The sequence below is a fragment of the Pseudomonas sp. TH49 genome (assembly GCF_016650625.1).
In the GTDB taxonomy this organism is placed as follows: domain Bacteria; phylum Pseudomonadota; class Gammaproteobacteria; order Pseudomonadales; family Pseudomonadaceae; genus Aquipseudomonas; species Aquipseudomonas fluorescens_H.
Genome location: NZ_JAEKFL010000001.1, coordinates 3,689,408 through 3,707,868 on the forward strand (window position 1 = coordinate 3,689,408; position 18,461 = coordinate 3,707,868).

The window sequence follows — 18,461 nt, forward strand, 5'->3', positions numbered from 1 at the left end:
AGTCGCATTTCCACCCGTATTTTGGGCGATTGACAATTGTTGGAAATTCCGTGAAGGTGACGTACCCAAATCAAACGGGCGTATGAATTGAGCGTTTGTCTTACAGACTGCTCCTACAGAATCCCGACTATCGCGTTGGCGGGTGTGCCGGGTGGATTGGTGTCAGCATCGACGAAAAAGCGTCCTGCCGAGCCATTTACCTGCGTCCGACGTGTACTGTTCAGCTTCCATATCGTGGAGATCAGTTGATGATTTACGAAGGTAAAGCCATCACGGTTAAAGCTCTTGAAAGTGGCATCGTCGAATTGAAATTCGACCTCAAGGGTGAGTCCGTCAACAAGTTCAACCGTCTTACCCTGAACGAACTGCGTCAGGCCGTGGACACCATCAAGGCAGATGCTTCGATCAAGGGCGTGATCGTCAGCAGTGGCAAGGACGTGTTCATCGTCGGCGCCGACATCACCGAATTTGTCGACAACTTCAAGCTGCCGGATGCCGAGCTGGTTGCTGGCAATCTCGAAGCCAACAAGATCTTCAGCGATTTCGAAGACCTCAACGTTCCGACCGTGGCCGCGATCAACGGCATCGCTCTGGGTGGCGGTCTGGAAATGTGCCTGGCTGCGGACTACCGCGTCATGTCGACCAAGGCCAAGATCGGTCTGCCGGAAGTCAAACTGGGCATCTACCCGGGCTTCGGCGGTACCGTGCGTCTGCCACGTCTGATCGGCGTCGATAACGCCATCGAGTGGATTGCCGCCGGCAAGGAAAACCGTCCTGAAGACGCGCTGAAAGTCAGCGCCGTCGACGCCGTGGTTGCTCCAGAGAAGCTGCAGGAAGCTGCCCTTGAACTGATCAAGCGTGCCATCTCCGGCGAGTTCGATTACAAGGCCAAGCGTCAGCCGAAGCTGGAAAAGCTCAAGCTCAACGCCATTGAACAAATGATGGCTTTCGAAACCGCCAAAGGTTTCGTGGCCGGTCAGGCTGGCCCGAACTACCCGGCGCCGGTCGAAGCGATCAAGACTATCCAGAAAGCCGCGAACTTCGGTCGTGACAAGGCGCTGGAAGTCGAAGCAGCAGGTTTCGTCAAACTGGCCAAGACCTCTGCCGCGCAGAGCTTGATCGGTCTGTTCCTGAACGATCAGGAGCTGAAGAAAAAGGCCAAGGCCTACGACGAAATCGCCAAGGACGTGAAGCAGGCTGCCGTACTGGGCGCCGGCATCATGGGTGGCGGCATCGCCTATCAGTCGGCCTCCAAAGGTACGCCGATCCTGATGAAGGACATCAACGAGCACGGTATCGAGCAGGGTCTGGCCGAAGCCGCCAAACTGCTGGTTGGCCGCGTTGATAAAGGCCGCATGACTGCTGCGAAAATGGCTGAAGTGCTCAACGGCATTCGTCCGACCCTGTCTTACGGCGACTTCGGTCACGTCGACCTGGTTGTAGAGGCTGTGGTCGAGAACCCGAAGGTCAAGCAAGCGGTACTGGCTGAAGTCGAAGACAAAGTCAAAGAGGACACCATCCTCGCGTCCAACACCTCGACCATTTCCATCAGCCTGCTGGCCAAGGCCCTCAAGCGTCCGGAAAACTTCGTCGGCATGCACTTCTTCAACCCGGTGCACATGATGCCGCTGGTGGAAGTGATCCGTGGCGAGAAGTCCAGCGAGCTGGCGATTGCCACCACCGTTGCCTACGCCAAGAAAATGGGCAAGAACCCGATCGTCGTCAACGACTGCCCGGGCTTCCTGGTCAACCGCGTTCTGTTCCCGTACTTCGGCGGCTTCGCCAAACTGGTCAGCGCCGGCGTGGACTTCGTCCGCATCGACAAGGTCATGGAAAAATTCGGCTGGCCAATGGGCCCGGCGTACCTGATGGACGTGGTCGGCATCGACACCGGTCACCACGGTCGTGACGTGATGGCTGAAGGTTTTCCGGATCGCATGAAGGATGACCGTCGTTCGGCCATCGACGTGCTGTACGAAGCCAAACGCCTGGGGCAGAAGAACGGCAAGGGCTTCTACGCCTACGAGGCCGACAAGAAAGGCAAGCAGAAGAAAGTCGCCGATCCGTCGGTACTCGAAGTGCTCAAGCCGATCGTTTATGAGCAGCGCGAAGTCACTGACGAAGACATCATCAACTGGATGATGATCCCGCTGTGCCTGGAAACCGTGCGCTGCCTGGAAGATGGCATCGTTGAAACTGCCGCCGAAGCCGACATGGGTCTGGTCTACGGTATCGGTTTCCCTCCATTCCGTGGCGGTGCGCTGCGCTACATCGATTCGATCGGTGTTGCCGAGTTCGTTGCCCTGGCTGACCAGTACGCTGATTTGGGCGCGCTGTACCACCCGACCGCGAAGCTGCGCGAAATGGCCAAAAACGGCCAGAGCTTCTTCGGTTAAGCGCCCCCAACTAGAGTGAGAGTGAACTTATGAGCTTGAATCCTAGAGACGTCGTGATTGTCGACTTCGGTCGTACGCCGATGGGCCGCTCCAAGGGCGGCATGCACCGCAACACCCGTGCCGAAGACATGTCGGCACACCTGATCAGCAAACTGCTGGAACGCAACGCCAAGGTCGATCCTGCTGAAGTCGAGGACGTGATCTGGGGCTGTGTAAACCAGACCCTGGAGCAGGGCTGGAACATCGCACGCATGGCGTCGCTGATGACCCAGATCCCGCACACCTCGGCCGGCCAGACCGTCAGCCGTCTGTGCGGCTCGTCGATGAGTGCTCTGCACACGGCGGCGCAAGCGATCATGACCGGCAACGGTGACGTATTCGTGGTTGGTGGCGTCGAGCATATGGGCCACGTGAGCATGATGCACGGTGTTGATCCGAACCCGCATATGTCGCTGTACGCGGCGAAAGCCTCGGGCATGATGGGTCTGACTGCAGAAATGCTCGGCAAGATGCATGGCATCACCCGTGAGCAGCAGGACGCCTTTGGCGTGCGCTCCCACCAGCTCGCCCATAAAGCGACTGTGGAAGGCAAGTTCAAAGACGAAATCATCCCGATGCAGGGCTACGACGAAAACGGCTTCCTGAAGCTGTACGACTACGACGAAACCATTCGTCCGGAAACCACCCTGGAAAGTCTGGCGGCCCTCAAGCCTGCCTTCAATCCAAAGGGCGGCACCGTGACTGCCGGTACTTCGTCGCAGATCACCGATGGTGCTTCGTGCATGATCGTGATGTCGGCGCAGCGTGCGCAGGATCTGGGGATCCAGCCGATGGCCGTGATCCGTTCGATGGCGGTGGCGGGTGTGGATCCGGCGATCATGGGCTATGGTCCAGTTCCGGCTACACAAAAAGCTCTGAAGCGTGCGGGCCTTGGCATCAACGATATCGACTTCTTTGAGCTCAACGAAGCTTTCGCTGCACAGGCCCTGCCAGTGCTGAAAGATCTGAAAGTGCTCGACAAGATGAACGAGAAGGTTAACCTGCACGGCGGCGCGATCGCCCTGGGTCACCCGTTCGGTTGCTCCGGTGCCCGTATTTCCGGCACCTTGCTGAACGTGATGAAGCAGAATGGCGGCACCTTCGGGGTGGCTACCATGTGCATTGGTCTCGGCCAAGGCATCTCCACCGTCTTCGAACGCGTTTAAGCGTCTCGTCGATGGAAGCCGGGGCCAAGTGCCCCGGTTTTTGTTTTTGTGGATTTATTTTGTATTTATTTTGAAAAAATTTGAGTGAGGGCCGAAGCATGCCGATACAACCTGGGCTCTACCAACATTACAAGGGTCCGCAGTACCGCGTATTCAGTGTTGCGCGGCATTCCGAGACCGAAGAAGAAGTGGTGTTTTACCAAGCCCTGTATGGCGAATACGGCTTTTGGGTGCGCCCCTTGAGCATGTTTCTGGAGTCGGTCGAGGTTGACGGCGAGCAGGTGCCACGCTTTGCTTTGGTGCAAGCCGAACCGAGCCTTTTTTCCAAGGTATGAGACGAGTGCGTGCAGAACCCTGCGCTTGACCTCACCTTGTATCAACTATATATAGCGGTGCCGCGTCAGGCGCCAACCGCCTTTCACTTCTAGAATTCAGGAATTTTCTGATCCATGGGCAAATCGCTGGTCATTGTGGAATCCCCGGCTAAGGCCAAGACCATCAACAAGTATCTGGGTAACCAATACGTGGTGAAGTCGAGTATCGGCCATATCCGAGACCTGCCCACCAGCGGTTCGGCTAGCGCCAGCAAAGAACCAGCCGCCAAGCGCGGCAAGGCTGCCGCAGGTGAAGGGCCGGTGCTCACGCCGAAAGAGAAGGCGCGCAAACAGCTGGTCTCGCGTATGGGTGTCGATCCGGAACACGGCTGGAAAGCCAAGTACGAGATCCTCCCGGGCAAGGAAAAGGTCATCGAAGAGCTGCGCCGGCTCGCCAAGGATGCTGACACCATCTATCTCGCAACCGACTTGGATCGCGAGGGGGAAGCCATTGCCTGGCACCTGCGCGAAGCCATCGGTGGTGATGACAGCCGCTACAAGCGCGTGGTGTTCAACGAAATCACCAAGAAGGCGATTCAGGAAGCCTTCTCCGAGCCGGGCGAGCTGGACATCGATCGTGTAAATGCCCAGCAGGCGCGTCGTTTCCTCGACCGCGTTGTGGGTTACATGGTCTCGCCGCTGCTATGGGCCAAAATCGCCCGTGGTCTGTCGGCCGGTCGCGTGCAATCGGTTGCCGTGAAGCTGGTGGTCGAGCGTGAGCGCGAGATTCGTGCATTCAACCCGGAAGAATACTGGGAAGTGCACGCTGATCTCGGCACCGCCAAAGGCTCGACCGTACGCTTCGAAGTGGCTCGCGAGAAGGGCGAAGCCTTCAAGCCGCTCAACGAAGCCCAGGCCACGGCCGCGCTGGAGAAGCTCAAGTCTTCCAGCTACAGCATCGTCAAGCGCGAAGATAAACCGACCAGCAGCAAGCCGTCGGCGCCGTTCATCACGTCAACCCTGCAGCAGGCGGCGAGCAACCGCCTGGGCTTCGGCGTGAAGAAAACCATGATGATGGCCCAGCGCTTGTATGAAGCCGGCTACATCACTTATATGCGTACCGATTCGACCAATCTTTCGGCTGATGCCGTGGCGATGGCGCGCACTTACATCGAAGAAGAGTTCGGCAAGAAGTACCTGCCGGAAACGCCGAACGTCTACAGCAGCAAGGAAGGCGCACAAGAGGCTCACGAAGCGATTCGTCCGTCTGACGCCAACACCACGCCGAGCAAACTTGCGGGCATGGAGCGTGACGCAGAGCGCCTCTACGAACTGATCTGGCGCCAGTTCCTCGCTTGCCAGATGCTGCCGGCGCAGTACCTGTCGACCACCGTCAGTGTCGCCGCTGGGGATTTCGAGCTGCGCGCCAAGGGCCGCATTCTCAAGTTCGACGGCTACACCCGCGTCATGCCGCAGATCGCCAAGCCTGGCGATGACGATGTTCTGCCCGATATGGCGCAGGGCGACGTGATGAAGCTGATCAAGCTTGATCCATCGCAGCACTTCACCAAGCCGCCGGCCCGTTACTCGGAAGCCAGTCTGGTGAAAGAAATGGAAAAACGCGGCATCGGTCGTCCTTCGACCTACGCGGCGATCATTTCGACCATTCAGGATCGCGGCTACGTGACCCTGCACAACCGTCGTTTCTATTCGGAAAAGATGGGCGACATCGTCACCGAGCGTCTGTCGGAGAGCTTCTCGAATCTCATGGACTACGGCTTCACCGCCGGCATGGAAGAGAACCTCGATGACGTGGCTCAGGGCGAGCGCGACTGGAAAAACGTGCTGGACGAGTTCTACGGCGACTTCAAGAAAAAGCTCGAAGTGGCCGAAAACCCGGACAACGGCATGCGTGCCAACCAGCCGGTCATGACTGATATTCCGTGCACCACGTGCGGTCGTCCGATGCAGATTCGTACCGCATCGACTGGCGTGTTCCTCGGTTGCTCGGGTTACAGCCTGCCACCGAAAGAGCGCTGCAAGGCCACCGTCAACCTGGTTCCGGGCGACGAGATTGCGGCGGACGACGAGGGTGAATCGGAGTCGCTGGTGCTGCGCGGCAAGCATCGCTGCCCGATCTGCAGCACGGCGATGGACGCTTACCTGCTAGACGAGAAGCGCAAGCTGCACATCTGCGGTAACAACCCGGATTGCGCCGGTTACGAAATCGAAGAGGGCAACTACCGTATCAAGGGCTACGAAGGTCCGAGCCTGGAATGCGACAAGTGCGGCAGCGAGATGCAGCTCAAGACCGGCCGCTTCGGCAAGTTCTTCGGTTGCACCAATCCGACCTGCAAGAACACCCGCAAACTGCTCAAGAGCGGTGATGCGGCGCCGCCGAAGATGGATCCGGTGAAGATGCCTGAGCTGAAATGCGAAAAGGTCAACGACACCTACATCCTGCGCGACGGTGCTTCCGGTCTGTTCCTGGCGGCCAGCCAGTTCCCGAAAAACCGCGAGACTCGTGCTCCGCTGGTGATCGAGATTCTGCCACACAAGGACGAGATCGATCCGAAGTACCATTTCCTCTGCGAAGCACCGCAGAAGGATCCTGATGGTCTGCCAGCGGTCATCCGTTACAGCCGCAAGACCAAGGAGCAATACGTGCAGACCGAGGTCGACGGCAAGCCTACCGGCTGGAAGGCTTATTACGACGGTGGCAAGTGGACTGTTGAAGACAAGCGCACGAAAGCCAAGGCCGAGTAAGCGTTAGCCTGATACACAAAAGGCCGCATGATGACCCTCGGGTTTTCATGCGGCCTTTTTGTTTTGTGCTTGCGGTCGGATCCGTTGATCCATGACACTGTCGGGTCTGTGTGACGCAATTATTTCGCTGTGGAGACTGCCGGCATGGCGCACGAACTCTATACCCGCACCAATCAGAAGATCTATTTCGCCGGCCTGTCGCTGGACGCTCTGGCTCGCGCCGAAGAGGGGCGGGCGATGAATTCGTTGGCGTTGATTCAGGCTGGGCGTGAATCGGCGTTGTTTCACCTCTATGGCGCGCTTCTGGGGCTGTGCCATGAGATCGCCGGTTTCTACCGTCTGCCTCAGGCCAATGCGTCGCGAGCGGAAGCGTTGCTGACTCGCGAAGTCCTGGAATCGATTGCGATCCCTGAGCTGGCCGAGATGATCGAGTTGGCAGGCAATCCTGAAACCTGGCTGGCGAAACTGCTGGCGGCGCACTCGGCGTTGTTTCAGCCGCCACGGGTGCCACACAAGCCCAAGGGTGATGTGACGCAGCCATTGATTCAGGCCGTTAATCTGGATGAAGAAGAAACGCCGCAAGAGTTGAGTCGCGAAGAGCTGGAGAGCTGGCGGCAGAATCTCAAAGGCCTGGCCATCCGCTTTCGCGAAGGCCTGAACGAATGCTGAGGACAATTGACACGGTGGCAATCTGAAACATGCTGCTGGTCAAGATACCGAGCGAAGCCTGAATGATGTCTATATAATCCCTGCCTTTCGTGGAGAACAGACCTATATGCCAACGTCCTTTCTAGAAATTGTCGAGTTACCTGACGGCCGAATCGAACTGCGCAGGGCTGAGGACGAGGGGTCTCTGGTGACGCTGGATTTCTCCGAGGATGCCAAGGCGTTCCTGCAAGGCCAGCACGTGGAAATCGCCAAGGCGATGTTGAGCGTCGGCGTGCAGATGGCCGGTCGTATGGTTGAAGGCGAATTTGATAAGGAAGAAGGGCCGCGGGTTCTTCACTGAGCCCCGCCTGTCGGCGTTTGCTGTTACCGCATCAGATCGGCTTCTCTGTCCTTGGAGAAGCCATGCGCTTCACACAGCGCGTGTCACAAGTGAATCAACCCAATCGAATATTCAGGCTCTGAGCGTCGCCCGTGCGCGCAGCGCTGATCAACTGCTGCCGTGAGCTTGTGTTCAGCGGGTTGAGCCAGGTCACCACCGTGTGGCTACGACCCAGACGCAGTGCTTCGCAGGCCAGTTGCTGGGCGCTCTGCGCGCCACGTGGTTGCAGCAGCAGAATGCGTTCACGGTTCAGGCCGGCCTCGCGCAGCCAGGTCTGGGTCAGGCTGGCAGGAGGGGCAATCAGCGTCAGCCAGCGCGCGTCCTGATCTTCGCTCAGTTCGCGCAGGATCGGGGCTAGCAGGTTCAGGCAGTTCCCGGCTGCACCGCGCAGTGACAGCTCGCTGAATACTTCCGGTTCGGCAATCCATGGGCGCTCGACCACATCTTTCAGGATCGGCGCCATCGGTTGTGCCAGAAACGCTTCGAATAACGGCAGTTGTGTTTGCTGAGGTGTGTGTGGGAACTGCATAAAGCCTCCTTTAGCGGCGGATTACGCCGACACTCAAGCCTTCGATCACCAGTTCCTGATCTTTGAGGTCGACTTCGATAGGGGCGAACTCGGGGTTTTCGGCAATCAGCCAGACTTTGCTGCCTTCGCGCTTGAAGCGTTTGACGGTGACTTCGTCGCCGATTCGCGCAACCACGACCTGACCATTGCGTGCTTCGCGGGTGGTGTGAACCGCCAGCAGGTCACCGTCGAAAATACCGATGTCCTTCATGCTCATGCCGTGTACGCGCAGCAGGTAATCAGCGCGAGGGTGGAAGAACGCGGGGTTGATATTGCAGGACTCTTCGATGTGCTGCTGGGCAAGGATCGGTGCACCAGCGGCGACCCGGCCAATGATCGGCAGGGTAGAGTCGTCAGCCTTGGCTTCAAACCCGGGAATGCGAATGCCGCGGGAGGCGCCCGGGGTCATCTCGATCGCACCCTTGCGGGCCAGGGCCTTGAGGTGTTCTTCCGCCGCGTTGGGCGACTTGAACCCCAGTTCCTGAGCGATTTCCGCGCGGGTTGGCGGGTAGCCGTTGTCTTCGAGGCAGCGTTTGATAAAGGCCAGAATCTCGGCTTGGCGTGGCGTCAGCTTTAGCATATTGATCGCTCTGTCTTTTTATACAGTGACTGGGATTATATACAGTGAAGCGGTCTTGGCAATGCCCGTTTTTTTGCAGGCCGCCGGACGGTCGGCAGCCGTGCTTATTAAAGGAGCGGTCCAGTGTGGTTAAATAGCTGACCGACCATTCCCAAAACGGACTGGCAGGCTTGACAAGGCACAGGCTGAAACGTATGTTTCAAACAAGTGTTTGTCAGGCGGAGTAGCCATGGCCCAGTCGGAAACCGTTGAACGCATTCTTGATGCTGCCGAGCAGTTGTTCGCGGAGAAAGGTTTCGCCGAAACCTCATTGCGTTTGATCACCAGCAAAGCCGGAGTAAACCTGGCGGCGGTGAACTATCATTTCGGCTCCAAGAAAGCGCTGATCCAGGCGGTTTTCTCGCGCTTCCTCGGGCCGTTCTGCATCAGCCTCGATAAGGAGCTGGAGCGTCGCCAGGCCAAGCCTGAAAACAAGCCGACCCTTGAAGAACTGCTGGAAATCCTCGTCGAACAGGCGCTCGTGGTGCAGCCACGCAGCGGTAACGATCTGTCGATCTTCATGCGTTTGCTCGGCCTGGCGTTCAGCCAGAGTCAAGGCCACTTGCGTCGCTATCTGGAAGACATGTACGGCAAGGTGTTCCGCCGCTACATGCTGCTGGTCAATGAAGCAGCTCCACGCATTCCACCTATCGAACTGTTCTGGCGCGTGCACTTCATGCTCGGCGCTGCGGCGTTCAGCATGTCCGGGATCAAGGCCTTGCGTGCGATTGCCGAGACCGATTTCGGCGTCAACACCTCGATTGAACAGGTGATGCGTCTGATGGTGCCGTTCCTTGCCGCCGGCATGCGTGCCGAAACCGGTGTCACCGACCCGGCCATGGCGACTGCGCAACTTCGTCCGCGCAGCAAATCGACCCCGGTAGCCGCCAAGGTTTAACCGCACACGGGTGGGCGCGGCAGTTTACATCCGCTAAGCTAGCCGCCCATGCCGACTCTCGTTCTGAACCCGTTTCCTATCGACATCGCCAACCTGCCGGGCACCGCTCTCGGTGGCGATGTCGTGCGAATCGGGTTTTTCGTTTTCAAGGAATCTCTATGACTGCTGGCCTGCAAGGCTCGTTGATGGTGGACGTCGCCGGTACCTGGCTGACGGCCGAGGATCGCCAATTGTTGCGTCAGCCCGAAGTGGGCGGCCTGATCATTTTTGCCCGCAACATCGAGCATCCGCGCCAAGTGCGTGAGTTGAGCGCCGCCATCCGCGCCATTCGCCCGGATCTGCTGCTGGCGGTCGACCAGGAGGGCGGTCGCGTGCAGCGTCTGCGTCAGGGCTTCGTGCGCCTGCCGGCGATGCGCGCCATTGCCGACAACCCGAACGCCGAATACCTCGCCGAACAATGCGGCTGGATCATGGCCACCGAAGTGCTGGCGGTCGGCCTCGACCTGAGTTTCGCCCCGGTGCTGGATCTGGATTACCAGCGCAGCGCCGTGGTTGGCACGCGTTCGTTCGAAGGGGATCCCGAGCGCGCAGCGTTGCTCGCCGGGGCCTTCATCCGCGGCATGAACAGCGCGGGCATGGCGGCTACCGGCAAGCATTTCCCCGGTCACGGTTGGGCCGAAGCCGACTCCCACGTCGCGATCCCGAATGACGAGCGCAGTCTCGACGAGATTCGTGCCAACGACCTCGTACCGTTCGCCAGACTCAGCAAGCAATTGGCAGCGGTGATGCCGGCGCACGTCATCTATCCGCAAGTCGATTCGCAGCCGGCCGGGTTCTCCCGCCGTTGGTTGCAGGACATCCTGCGCGGCGAGTTGCAGTTCGACGGCGTGATCTTCAGCGACGACCTGTCGATGGCCGGCGCCCATGTGGTCGGCGACGCCGCCAGTCGCATTGAAGCCGCGCTCAGCGCCGGTTGCGACATGGGCCTGGTGTGCAACGACCGCGCTGCGGCCGAACTGGCCCTGAGTGCTGCGCAACGGATGAAGGTCAAGCCGTCCGCACGCATTGCGCGGATGCGCGGGCAGGCGTTCGCCAGCACCGACTACCGTCAGGATCCGCGCTGGCTCACCGCCATCGGCGCGCTAAAAGACGCTCAATTGATCGATTAAGGACTCTTCGTTATGACGGTTTACGCAATCATCGGTGGCACCGGCCTGACCCAGCTCGAAGGCTTGAGCATTCGTCAGTCGTTGGCGGTGGACACCCCTTACGGTGCGCCTTCGGCCGAGGTGCAAATCGGCGAGTACGCCGGCAAGGAAGTGTTGTTCCTCGCCCGTCACGGCCATCCGCACCGTTTCCCGCCGCACAAGGTCAACTACCGCGCCAACCTGTGGGCGCTGAAGCAGGCCGGCGCCGAGGCGATCATCGCGGTCAATGCGGTGGGCGGGATTCATCCGGCGATGGGCACCGGCCATTTCTGCGTGCCGCATCAGATCGTTGATTACACCAGTGGCCGCGAACACACGTTTTTCGCCGATGATCTGGAGCACGTCACCCATATCGATTTCAGCTTCCCTTACAGTGAGCCGCTGCGTCAGCAATTGATCGCCGCGCTGGCTGCCGAAGGCTGCGAATACAGCGATCAGGGCGTGTACGCCTGCACCCAGGGCCCGCGTCTGGAAACCGTGGCGGAGATCGTGCGTCTGGAGCGTGACGGTTGCGACATCGTCGGCATGACCGGCATGCCGGAAGCGGCATTGGCCCGTGAGCTGGATCTGGATTACGCCTGCCTGTCGCTGGTGGTGAACCCGGCGGCGGGCAAGACCACGGCGGTGATTACCATGGCCGAAATCGAGCAGGCGCTGCATGACGGGATGGGCAAGGTGAAATCGACGTTGGCGCGGGTGTTGGCCAGCTAAGGACTGTCCATGAGCATTTTCATCGAGCGGCTTAAAGGGCTGGCATGGACTGACGCATTCAGTAGCAAGGCGTTGGCCAAGGCCCGCGCTTATGCTGCCGATGATCGGGTAGAGATCATCGAGATCGATGACAGGAAAATCGAGGCGTTCTGCGTCGGTTCGGAAACTCAGGCATATGAACAAAGCATCTACCTGTCCGAAGATCGCCTGGGATCGGTTAATTTGCGTTGCTTGTGCACCTGCCCCGTCGTGATTGATTGCAAGCACTGCGCGGCGGTGCTCTATCACCTGCAGGGCATTGACGACGATACGTCCGAAAGTGACGCACAGATCCCCTTGGGTCGGGCGCTCGAGCATTGGCTTTCGACAGTCCCCGTCCCGGCCAGGCCCGTCGACGAAGGCGCGCAAACCGCGGGCACGCGCCTGTTTTACAAACTCAAAACCACGTCTGCGAACGGCAAGTGGCTGCTCGATATTTTCAAAGTCTATCAGCTCAAGAGCGGCGAGTTACGCGAAGTAAAACCGATGTATTCGCTGTCGGACATGCTCATGCGCCAGCCCGGTTACCTGTCCGAACTGGATCTGCGCGTCGCCAGGCTGTTGGTCGCCATGCATTCCCATCACGCCTATTACAGCGGCTATCCGCTGGAAGGCAGCAGTGGCGCGGAACTGCTGGAAATGCTCCTGCGCACCTCGCGCCTGTTCCTCGACTTCGAAAACTTGCAGCCACTGACGCCGGGCGCGAAACGCATGGGTCTGTTCTCTTGGGCCGAGCAGGCCGACGGTGGGTTCCGCGCCCAGTGGAGCAGTGCCGAGGCTGCGCAGGAAACCGTGCTGGCGCTGGAGCCGCTTTATTACCTCGATCGTGAGCAGCGACAGGTGGGCCCTCTGTTCAGTGAGCTGGAAGAAAAACTGGCCTGCCATTTGACCCTCGCCCCAGACATCCCCGCGCGTCAGGCGATGCAGTTCAGCCATCGCATGAGCGCGATGACCAAAATCCCGCCGCCGCACAAACTCACCGAACGAATCCTCGATGACGTGCTTCCGCAGCCGCAACTGACCTTGGTCAGCGGCCGGGAGCGTTCGCGCTGGGAATACGTTCTGGAGCACCGCGCCGCTCTGGTGTTTACCTACAACGGTCATCCGGCGGTGGATCGTAATCCGGAAGTGATGATCCTCAATGGCACTGAAACCCAGCGTATTCGGCGCCAGCCTGCGATGGAAAAGAAGCTGCGCCAGAGCCTACAAAAGCACGGCTTTAAAAAAGCCACGCGCAAGAGCGCTATGGATCGCGCCGGCGAGATGTTCACTTTGCCGGATGATTCCGCCTGGCTCGGATTCATGCACGAAGGGCTTGCCACACTGCGCGCCGCGGACTGGGAAATCGAAATCAGTCCCGGCTTCCATTTCGATGTGCAGCCGGTTGAACACTGGTACGCGGAGGTCGAAGAAGAGGCCGGGCATCAATGGTTTGATCTGCAACTGGGCATCGTCGTCAATGGCGAGCGCTACAGCTTGTTGCCGATCCTTCTGCATCTGTTGCGTACCCAGCCACGTTTGCTCGACCCGGTGAATCTGGCGCAACGCAGCGACGACGAAAAACTCCTGATCGAACTCAAGCCCAGCGGTTTTGGCGACCCGGCAGGCGCCAAGGTGGCGTTGCCGCTGAGTCGGGTCAAACCGCTGATGGCGACGCTGGGCGAGCTGTACCTGGGCGGACATCAGGGCGATGCGCTGCGCTTGACTGCTCCAGACGCCGCGCGCCTGAGTATGCTCGATGGCGTGCCACTGGAATGGCAGGGCGGCGAACGCCTGCGGACTTTTGCCAAGCGGCTGCACAATTCCAGTCACACCCACATTGCTGCGCCGGCCGGCCTTAATGCGCAACTGCGCCCGTATCAGCTCGAAGGCCTTGGCTGGATGCAGACTCTGCGGGAGCTGGAGGTCGGCGGCATTCTTGGCGATGACATGGGCTTGGGCAAAACCCTGCAGACCCTGGCGCATCTGCTCACGGAAAAGCACGCCGGGCGCCTCGATTGCCCGGCACTGGCGGTGATGCCGACGAGCCTGATTCCCAACTGGCTCGACGAGGCCCAGCGCTTCACGCCTCAGTTGAAGGTTTTGGCGCTGCATGGGGCCGGGCGGCAAAAAGACTTCGCCAATCTCGCCGAATACGACTTGGTGCTGACCACTTACGCCTTGCTGCCCAGGGATCTTGAAACGTTGCGGCCGCAGTCGTGGAGCGTACTGATTCTCGACGAAGCGCAGAACATCAAGAACCCGCTGAGCAAAGCGGCGCAGGCCGCACGTGACTTGCAGGCCCGTCAGCGCTTGTGTCTGAGCGGCACGCCACTGGAAAACCATCTCGGCGAGCTGTGGTCGCAGTTTCATTTCCTCATGCCTGGCTGGCTGGGCGACAGCAAATCCTTCAACCGCGATTACCGCACACCGATCGAGAAGCATGGCAATGTCCAGCGCATGCAGCACCTGACGGCGCGCATCAAGCCGTTTCTGCTGCGTCGCAAGAAAGATCAGGTCGCCACTGAGCTGCCGCCGAAAACCGAAATCATCCATTGGGTTGAACTCAGCGACGGCCAGCGCGACGTCTATGAAACGGTGCGCGTGGCGATGGACAAAAAAGTGCGCGACGAAATTGCCCGCAGTGGTGTGGCGCGCAGTCAGATCATCATTCTTGATGCCTTGCTCAAGCTGCGTCAGGTCTGCTGCGATCTGCGCTTGATCAACATGCCGCTCACAGCGAAGGCATTGCGCTCGGGCAGCGGCAAGCTGATCAGCCTGATGGAGATGCTTGAAGAGTTGCTCGGCGAAGGTCGGCGCATCCTGCTGTTCTCCCAGTTCACCTCGATGCTGGCGTTGATCGAGCAGGAGTTGCAGCAGCGCGCTATCGATTATTCGTTGCTGACTGGCGACACCACCGACCGGCGCACGCCAGTCAAGAATTTCCAGGGCGGCAAGGTGCCGTTGTTCCTCATCAGCCTCAAGGCTGGCGGTACCGGTCTGAACCTGACGGCTGCGGACACGGTGATCCACTTCGACCCGTGGTGGAACCCGGCGGTGGAGAGTCAGGCAACTGATCGCGCTTATCGTATCGGGCAGAACAATCCGGTGTTTGTTTACAAGTTGATTGCCAAAGGTACCGTGGAGGAAAAATCCAGGCGCTGCAGCAGGAGAAGGCTGCGCTGGCCGGGGCGGTGCTGGAAGGGGGTACGACAGGTGGGTTCAAGCTGGAGCAGAGTGACATCGAGGCGCTGTTTGCGCCGCTGCCGGTTTCCAAGGGTTGACTGTCCAGGTCAGAGTTCGACATCTGATGGCCCCATCGCTGGCAAGCCAGCTCCCACAGGTTTTGTATTGTTCACAAAATAGTGCTCTACGCAAAGCACCGTGGGAGCTGGCTGGCCAGCGATGGCAATTTATCGGAAAAAACACATCTCAACGCTTGTCGAACTTGTCCGGTAACGGCGCAAACAGCGCTTCAATATCATCGCTCTGCAGTTTCCAGTCCCCGGCCTTGCGCCCATCCAGTACGCCCGCTGCCAGGTCAGACTTTTCCTTCTGCAGGTGCTGAATCTTCTCTTCCACTGTGCCCCGGGCGATCATCTTGTAGACGAACACCGGTTTCTCCTGGCCGATTCGATACGCGCGGTCAGTCGCCTGGTTCTCGGTGGCAGGGTTCCACCACGGATCGTAATGGATCACCGTATCCGCTTCGGTCAGGTTCAAGCCGACGCCGCCGGCCTTCAGGCTGATCAGAAAGATCTGACGCTTGCCGCTCTGGAATTCCTTCACCGGCGTGCGCCGATCGCGGGTCTGGCCCGTCAATAAGGCGTAGGCCACGTTGCGTTTTTTCAGTTCGTCTTCGATCAGTGAAAGCATCGAGGTGAACTGCGAGAACAACAGAATCCGCCGACCTTCTTCGAACAGCTCTTCGAGCATTTCCATCAGGCTGTCGAGTTTGCCCGAGGTGCTGCCACGGGCGGGCAGGGTGGCGTCGTTGACCAGGCGCAGATCGCAGCAGACCTGACGCAGTTTGAGCAGGGCTTCAAGAATGATGATCTGGCTACGCGCCACGCCTTTGCGAGTGATCTCGTCGCGGACTTTCTTGTCCATCGCCAGGCGCATGGTTTCGTAAACGTCGCGCTGCGCCTCATTGAGATCGACCCAGTGGATGATCTCGGTTTTGGGCGGCAGTTCGGTGGCCACCTGTTCCTTGGTGCGGCGCAGCAGAAACGGTTTTATCCGCCCATTGAGGTGCTGCAGCCTGACTTCGCTGGCGCGTTTTTCGATCGGCACGCGGTAGTCGGCATTGAAGCTTTTGACATCGCCCAACCAGCCCGGCAGCAGAAAGTGGAACAACGACCACAACTCGCCGAGGTGGTTTTCCAGCGGTGTGCCACTCAGGCACAGGCGCTGGCGCGCGTTGAGTTCGCGAGCGGCCTGCGCGGCCTTGCTGTTGGGGTTCTTGATGTACTGGGCTTCGTCGAGCACCAGAACGTGCAAGGGCTGTTGTGCCAGCCGTTCGACGTCCTTGGGCAGCAGCGCGTATGTGGTGAGGATCAGGTCGAAGTCGGCCAGATGATCGAAATGCTTTTTGCGGCCGGCACCGTACAGCGCGACCACTTTCAATTGCGGCGTGAAGTGCGCGGCTTCGTCGAGCCAGTTCGGGATCAGGCTGGTGGGCATCACCACCATGCACGGTCGATCCAGGCGTCCGGCGTTTTTCTCACTGAGAATATGCGCAAGGGTCTGTAGGGTTTTGCCCAGGCCCATGTCGTCCGCCAGAATCCCGCCCACCTCAAGCTGACGCAGCGACTGCATCCAGCTCAAGCCTTCGAGCTGATAAGGACGCAACGTCGCGTTCAAGCCCTTCGGCGCTTTGGCCGTGTAATCGCGAATGTCGCGCAGGCGTTGGGCGAAACTGCGGATCTGCTCGCCGCCTTCCCACAGCAGGGGAATGCCTTCCAGCGAATTGAGGCGCGTGGCGTCGGCCTTGCTCAGGCGCAGGGTGGTTTCGCCCGGCTCCTGCAAGTAGAACTCGCCCAGCGTTGCCAGTACCGGTTTTAGTCGGCCAAGGGGCAGCGCCACTTGCAACGGCCCGTGCTCACTGTTGCGTTGCGGCACATTGACCAGAATCAGCTCGTCATCGCGGCGCCGCGCCAGGCGTTCCGGGTTGAGGATTTCCGTGTGCGAACGCATCAGGTTGAGCAGGATCGGCAGCAGGCTCAGGCGTTCACCATTGACGATGATCCCCAGTTCCAGATCGAACCAGTCGCGCTCCGGCGCCTGTTCGACGGTGGCGTACCAGTCGTCGACGGCGGTCAGGTCGAAACCGAACTCGTCGTCGATCTGCAATTCCCAGCCTTGGGTGCGCAGCTTCGGCAGTTCGTTGAGGGTAAACGTCAGCCAGGCGCTGTCGTTGACCATCTCGTACAGCTCGCCGGCGCTTTCCGGCAGCGCTTTGCTCTGGCGCGTGGCGATACGGAAGCCGAGGATTCTTAACTGTTCGCGGTAGGACTGTTCCACTTCCGGATGGCGTTTTATCCGCAGGGTCTGGTTTTCCTGACGAATCAGAATGTCGCTGTTTTTCTGTCCGCTGACGTATTCATCCAGATAGCTGAACGACAGCGCCGCTCGATGCTGAATGTAACGCTGCATTTTGCCGTTGCGCGGCTCGAACGCGCTGAACTCGACACTCGCCAGCCACAGGCGCGGCAGCGGTTGCACGTTGTCCACCAGCACTTGCGGCGGCGCCTTGGGGCTGCGGTTTTCCAAAACTGCCTGGAGCTTTTCCAGCAGCTCGGCGTCTTTCGCAGCGGCAGGGTATTCGAGGGTTTCCTGCACTTGCAGCAGCACCGCGGCGCAGTGTTTGCAGTTGTTGCGCACCGGGCAGGTGCAGGTGGCGTCAACCAGCAACAGGGTGTCTTTGGCTGACTCGCGCAGGTGAATGGTCTGACGGTAGACGTTCCCGCCAGAGCCTTCGCAACTGGCGGTAATGGTCGCATCGCCGACCTGTGCGATGCGTACCCGGTTCTCCAGGGCGTAGCGGCGGCCACGCTCCAGGCTCTGTTCCTTGAATCGGCTGACCCAGGAGGGTGCCAACGGTTTACTCAGGGGCGGGGACATAAGGACTTCGATCAGTCCGGAATCGCTTCAGGGGCTTGCCGAGGGGCGGGCGCCGTCAGGGAGGTGATCTTGATCAGCAGCGCCAGGTGGCCGTTATCGAGATAGTTAAGTTGGCCGTTCTTGGTGTGGCTGTCCTGTTTCAGGCGTTCGCTGGCGGTGACCATGCCGTTGGCGTCGATCTGGTTGACCCAGAAGTCGGCGTTCACGTCGGTGAAGCGCCCGAGTTTCAATTCCAGGGTGCCCTCGATCGGGAACTGGCCGAACTGTTCCTTGCCGTCGCTGACGGCCACCTTGGTCGGCGCTTCGCCGAGGGTCTGCTGCCAGGCCTTGTGCATCAGCACGCTGTAATCACCGCTGGCGCTGAGTTTGCTGGCAACGTCGCCGAGCGCGGGTGTGCGCAGGCTGTCATCACACAGGCGTTGAGCGCCGGCGGCCCAGTCTTCCGGGGCGGCACGGCTGACAATCGCTGGCACGGCGTTCTGGCGCACCAGAATCATTTCGACCTGATACAGGTCATCGGCAAAAACCGAAGGGGCTACCAAGGCAAGTAGCAAAGTCAGTGAGCGAAACAGGCGCATGCGGCGTCC

Annotated in this window: 13 protein-coding genes and 1 pseudogene; 10 read left to right on the forward strand and 4 right to left on the reverse strand. The window is 59.5% G+C overall.

What is annotated here, in order from left to right:
* Positions 1 to 248 precede the first annotated feature (248 nt).
* The 6 genes from fadB to JFU48_RS16790 all read left to right on the forward strand — a co-directional run bounded on the left by fadB (position 249) and on the right by JFU48_RS16790 (position 7,690).
* Positions 249 to 2,396, forward strand: coding sequence for a fatty acid oxidation complex subunit alpha FadB (gene fadB, locus JFU48_RS16765; RefSeq protein ID WP_024013640.1), 2,148 nt, complete (start codon positions 249 to 251; stop codon positions 2,394 to 2,396).
* A 29-nt stretch (positions 2,397 to 2,425) separates the two neighbouring features.
* Positions 2,426 to 3,601 carry an acetyl-CoA C-acyltransferase FadA gene (gene fadA, locus JFU48_RS16770; protein WP_003226599.1) on the forward strand — a complete coding sequence of 392 codons (1,176 nt, stop codon included), beginning with the start codon at positions 2,426 to 2,428 and terminating at the stop codon, positions 3,599 to 3,601.
* Positions 3,602 to 3,699: 98 nt separating this feature from the next.
* Positions 3,700 to 3,936, forward strand: a complete 237-nt coding sequence (locus JFU48_RS16775) for a DUF1653 domain-containing protein (protein WP_003226597.1) — start codon at positions 3,700 to 3,702, stop codon at positions 3,934 to 3,936.
* Between the two features lie 114 nt (positions 3,937 to 4,050).
* Entirely contained in the window at positions 4,051 to 6,681 is a 2,631-nt protein-coding gene (gene topA, locus JFU48_RS16780) for a type I DNA topoisomerase (protein ID WP_201136990.1), read from the forward strand.
* A 144-nt stretch (positions 6,682 to 6,825) separates the two neighbouring features.
* Entirely contained in the window at positions 6,826 to 7,350 is a 525-nt protein-coding gene (locus JFU48_RS16785; protein WP_003226593.1) for a DUF6586 family protein, read from the forward strand.
* Between the two features lie 106 nt (positions 7,351 to 7,456).
* On the forward strand, positions 7,457 to 7,690 hold the full coding sequence (locus JFU48_RS16790; RefSeq protein WP_003226592.1) for a hypothetical protein: 234 nt from the start codon (positions 7,457 to 7,459) through the stop codon (positions 7,688 to 7,690).
* Between the two features lie 94 nt (positions 7,691 to 7,784).
* On the opposite strand, the gene sulA is transcribed toward JFU48_RS16790, so the two are convergent.
* On the reverse strand, positions 7,785 to 8,258 hold the full coding sequence (gene sulA, locus JFU48_RS16795; RefSeq protein WP_007961817.1) for an SOS-induced cell division inhibitor SulA: 474 nt from the start codon (positions 8,256 to 8,258) through the stop codon (positions 7,785 to 7,787).
* Between the two features lie 10 nt (positions 8,259 to 8,268).
* Entirely contained in the window at positions 8,269 to 8,877 is a 609-nt protein-coding gene (gene lexA, locus JFU48_RS16800) for a transcriptional repressor LexA (RefSeq protein ID WP_003226590.1), read from the reverse strand.
* A 229-nt stretch (positions 8,878 to 9,106) separates the two neighbouring features.
* Here lexA and JFU48_RS16805 point away from each other — a divergent pair, with 229 nt between their 5' ends.
* The 4 genes and pseudogenes from JFU48_RS16805 to JFU48_RS16820 all read left to right on the forward strand — a co-directional run bounded on the left by JFU48_RS16805 (position 9,107) and on the right by JFU48_RS16820 (position 15,035).
* Positions 9,107 to 9,814, forward strand: coding sequence for a TetR/AcrR family transcriptional regulator (locus JFU48_RS16805; protein ID WP_007961819.1), 708 nt, complete (start codon positions 9,107 to 9,109; stop codon positions 9,812 to 9,814).
* A 158-nt stretch (positions 9,815 to 9,972) separates the two neighbouring features.
* A complete protein-coding gene (gene nagZ / locus JFU48_RS16810; protein ID WP_025111059.1) occupies positions 9,973 to 10,983 on the forward strand; it encodes a beta-N-acetylhexosaminidase in 1,011 nt (336 codons plus the stop codon).
* 12 nt (positions 10,984 to 10,995) lie between these two features.
* A complete protein-coding gene (locus JFU48_RS16815) occupies positions 10,996 to 11,733 on the forward strand; it encodes an S-methyl-5'-thioinosine phosphorylase (RefSeq protein WP_103485793.1) in 738 nt (245 codons plus the stop codon).
* 9 nt (positions 11,734 to 11,742) lie between these two features.
* Positions 11,743 to 15,035: pseudogene (locus tag JFU48_RS16820) on the forward strand (DEAD/DEAH box helicase).
* A gap of 148 nt (positions 15,036 to 15,183) precedes the next feature.
* Here the strand turns inward: JFU48_RS16820 and JFU48_RS16825 are convergent.
* A complete protein-coding gene (locus JFU48_RS16825; protein WP_201136991.1) occupies positions 15,184 to 17,874 on the reverse strand; it encodes a DEAD/DEAH box helicase in 2,691 nt (896 codons plus the stop codon).
* A gap of 11 nt (positions 17,875 to 17,885) precedes the next feature.
* Positions 17,886 to 18,452: a CsiV family protein gene (locus tag JFU48_RS16830; protein ID WP_201136992.1), complete on the reverse strand. Its 567-nt coding sequence runs from the start codon at positions 18,450 to 18,452 to the stop codon at positions 17,886 to 17,888.
* Positions 18,453 to 18,461 lie beyond the last annotated feature (9 nt).

Coding starts and splice junctions, on each gene's coding strand:
- fadB (WP_024013640.1), top strand. CDS start 249: ATGATTTACGAAGGTAAAGCCATCACGGTTAAAGCTCTTGAAAGTGGC.
- fadA (WP_003226599.1), top strand. CDS start 2,426: ATGAGCTTGAATCCTAGAGACGTCGTGATTGTCGACTTCGGTCGTACG.
- JFU48_RS16775 (WP_003226597.1), top strand. CDS start 3,700: ATGCCGATACAACCTGGGCTCTACCAACATTACAAGGGTCCGCAGTAC.
- topA (WP_201136990.1), top strand. CDS start 4,051: ATGGGCAAATCGCTGGTCATTGTGGAATCCCCGGCTAAGGCCAAGACC.
- JFU48_RS16785 (WP_003226593.1), top strand. CDS start 6,826: ATGGCGCACGAACTCTATACCCGCACCAATCAGAAGATCTATTTCGCC.
- JFU48_RS16790 (WP_003226592.1), top strand. CDS start 7,457: ATGCCAACGTCCTTTCTAGAAATTGTCGAGTTACCTGACGGCCGAATC.
- sulA (WP_007961817.1), bottom strand. CDS start 8,258: ATGCAGTTCCCACACACACCTCAGCAAACACAACTGCCGTTATTCGAA.
- lexA (WP_003226590.1), bottom strand. CDS start 8,877: ATGCTAAAGCTGACGCCACGCCAAGCCGAGATTCTGGCCTTTATCAAA.
- JFU48_RS16805 (WP_007961819.1), top strand. CDS start 9,107: ATGGCCCAGTCGGAAACCGTTGAACGCATTCTTGATGCTGCCGAGCAG.
- nagZ (WP_025111059.1), top strand. CDS start 9,973: ATGACTGCTGGCCTGCAAGGCTCGTTGATGGTGGACGTCGCCGGTACC.
- JFU48_RS16815 (WP_103485793.1), top strand. CDS start 10,996: ATGACGGTTTACGCAATCATCGGTGGCACCGGCCTGACCCAGCTCGAA.
- JFU48_RS16825 (WP_201136991.1), bottom strand. CDS start 17,874: ATGTCCCCGCCCCTGAGTAAACCGTTGGCACCCTCCTGGGTCAGCCGA.
- JFU48_RS16830 (WP_201136992.1), bottom strand. CDS start 18,452: ATGCGCCTGTTTCGCTCACTGACTTTGCTACTTGCCTTGGTAGCCCCT.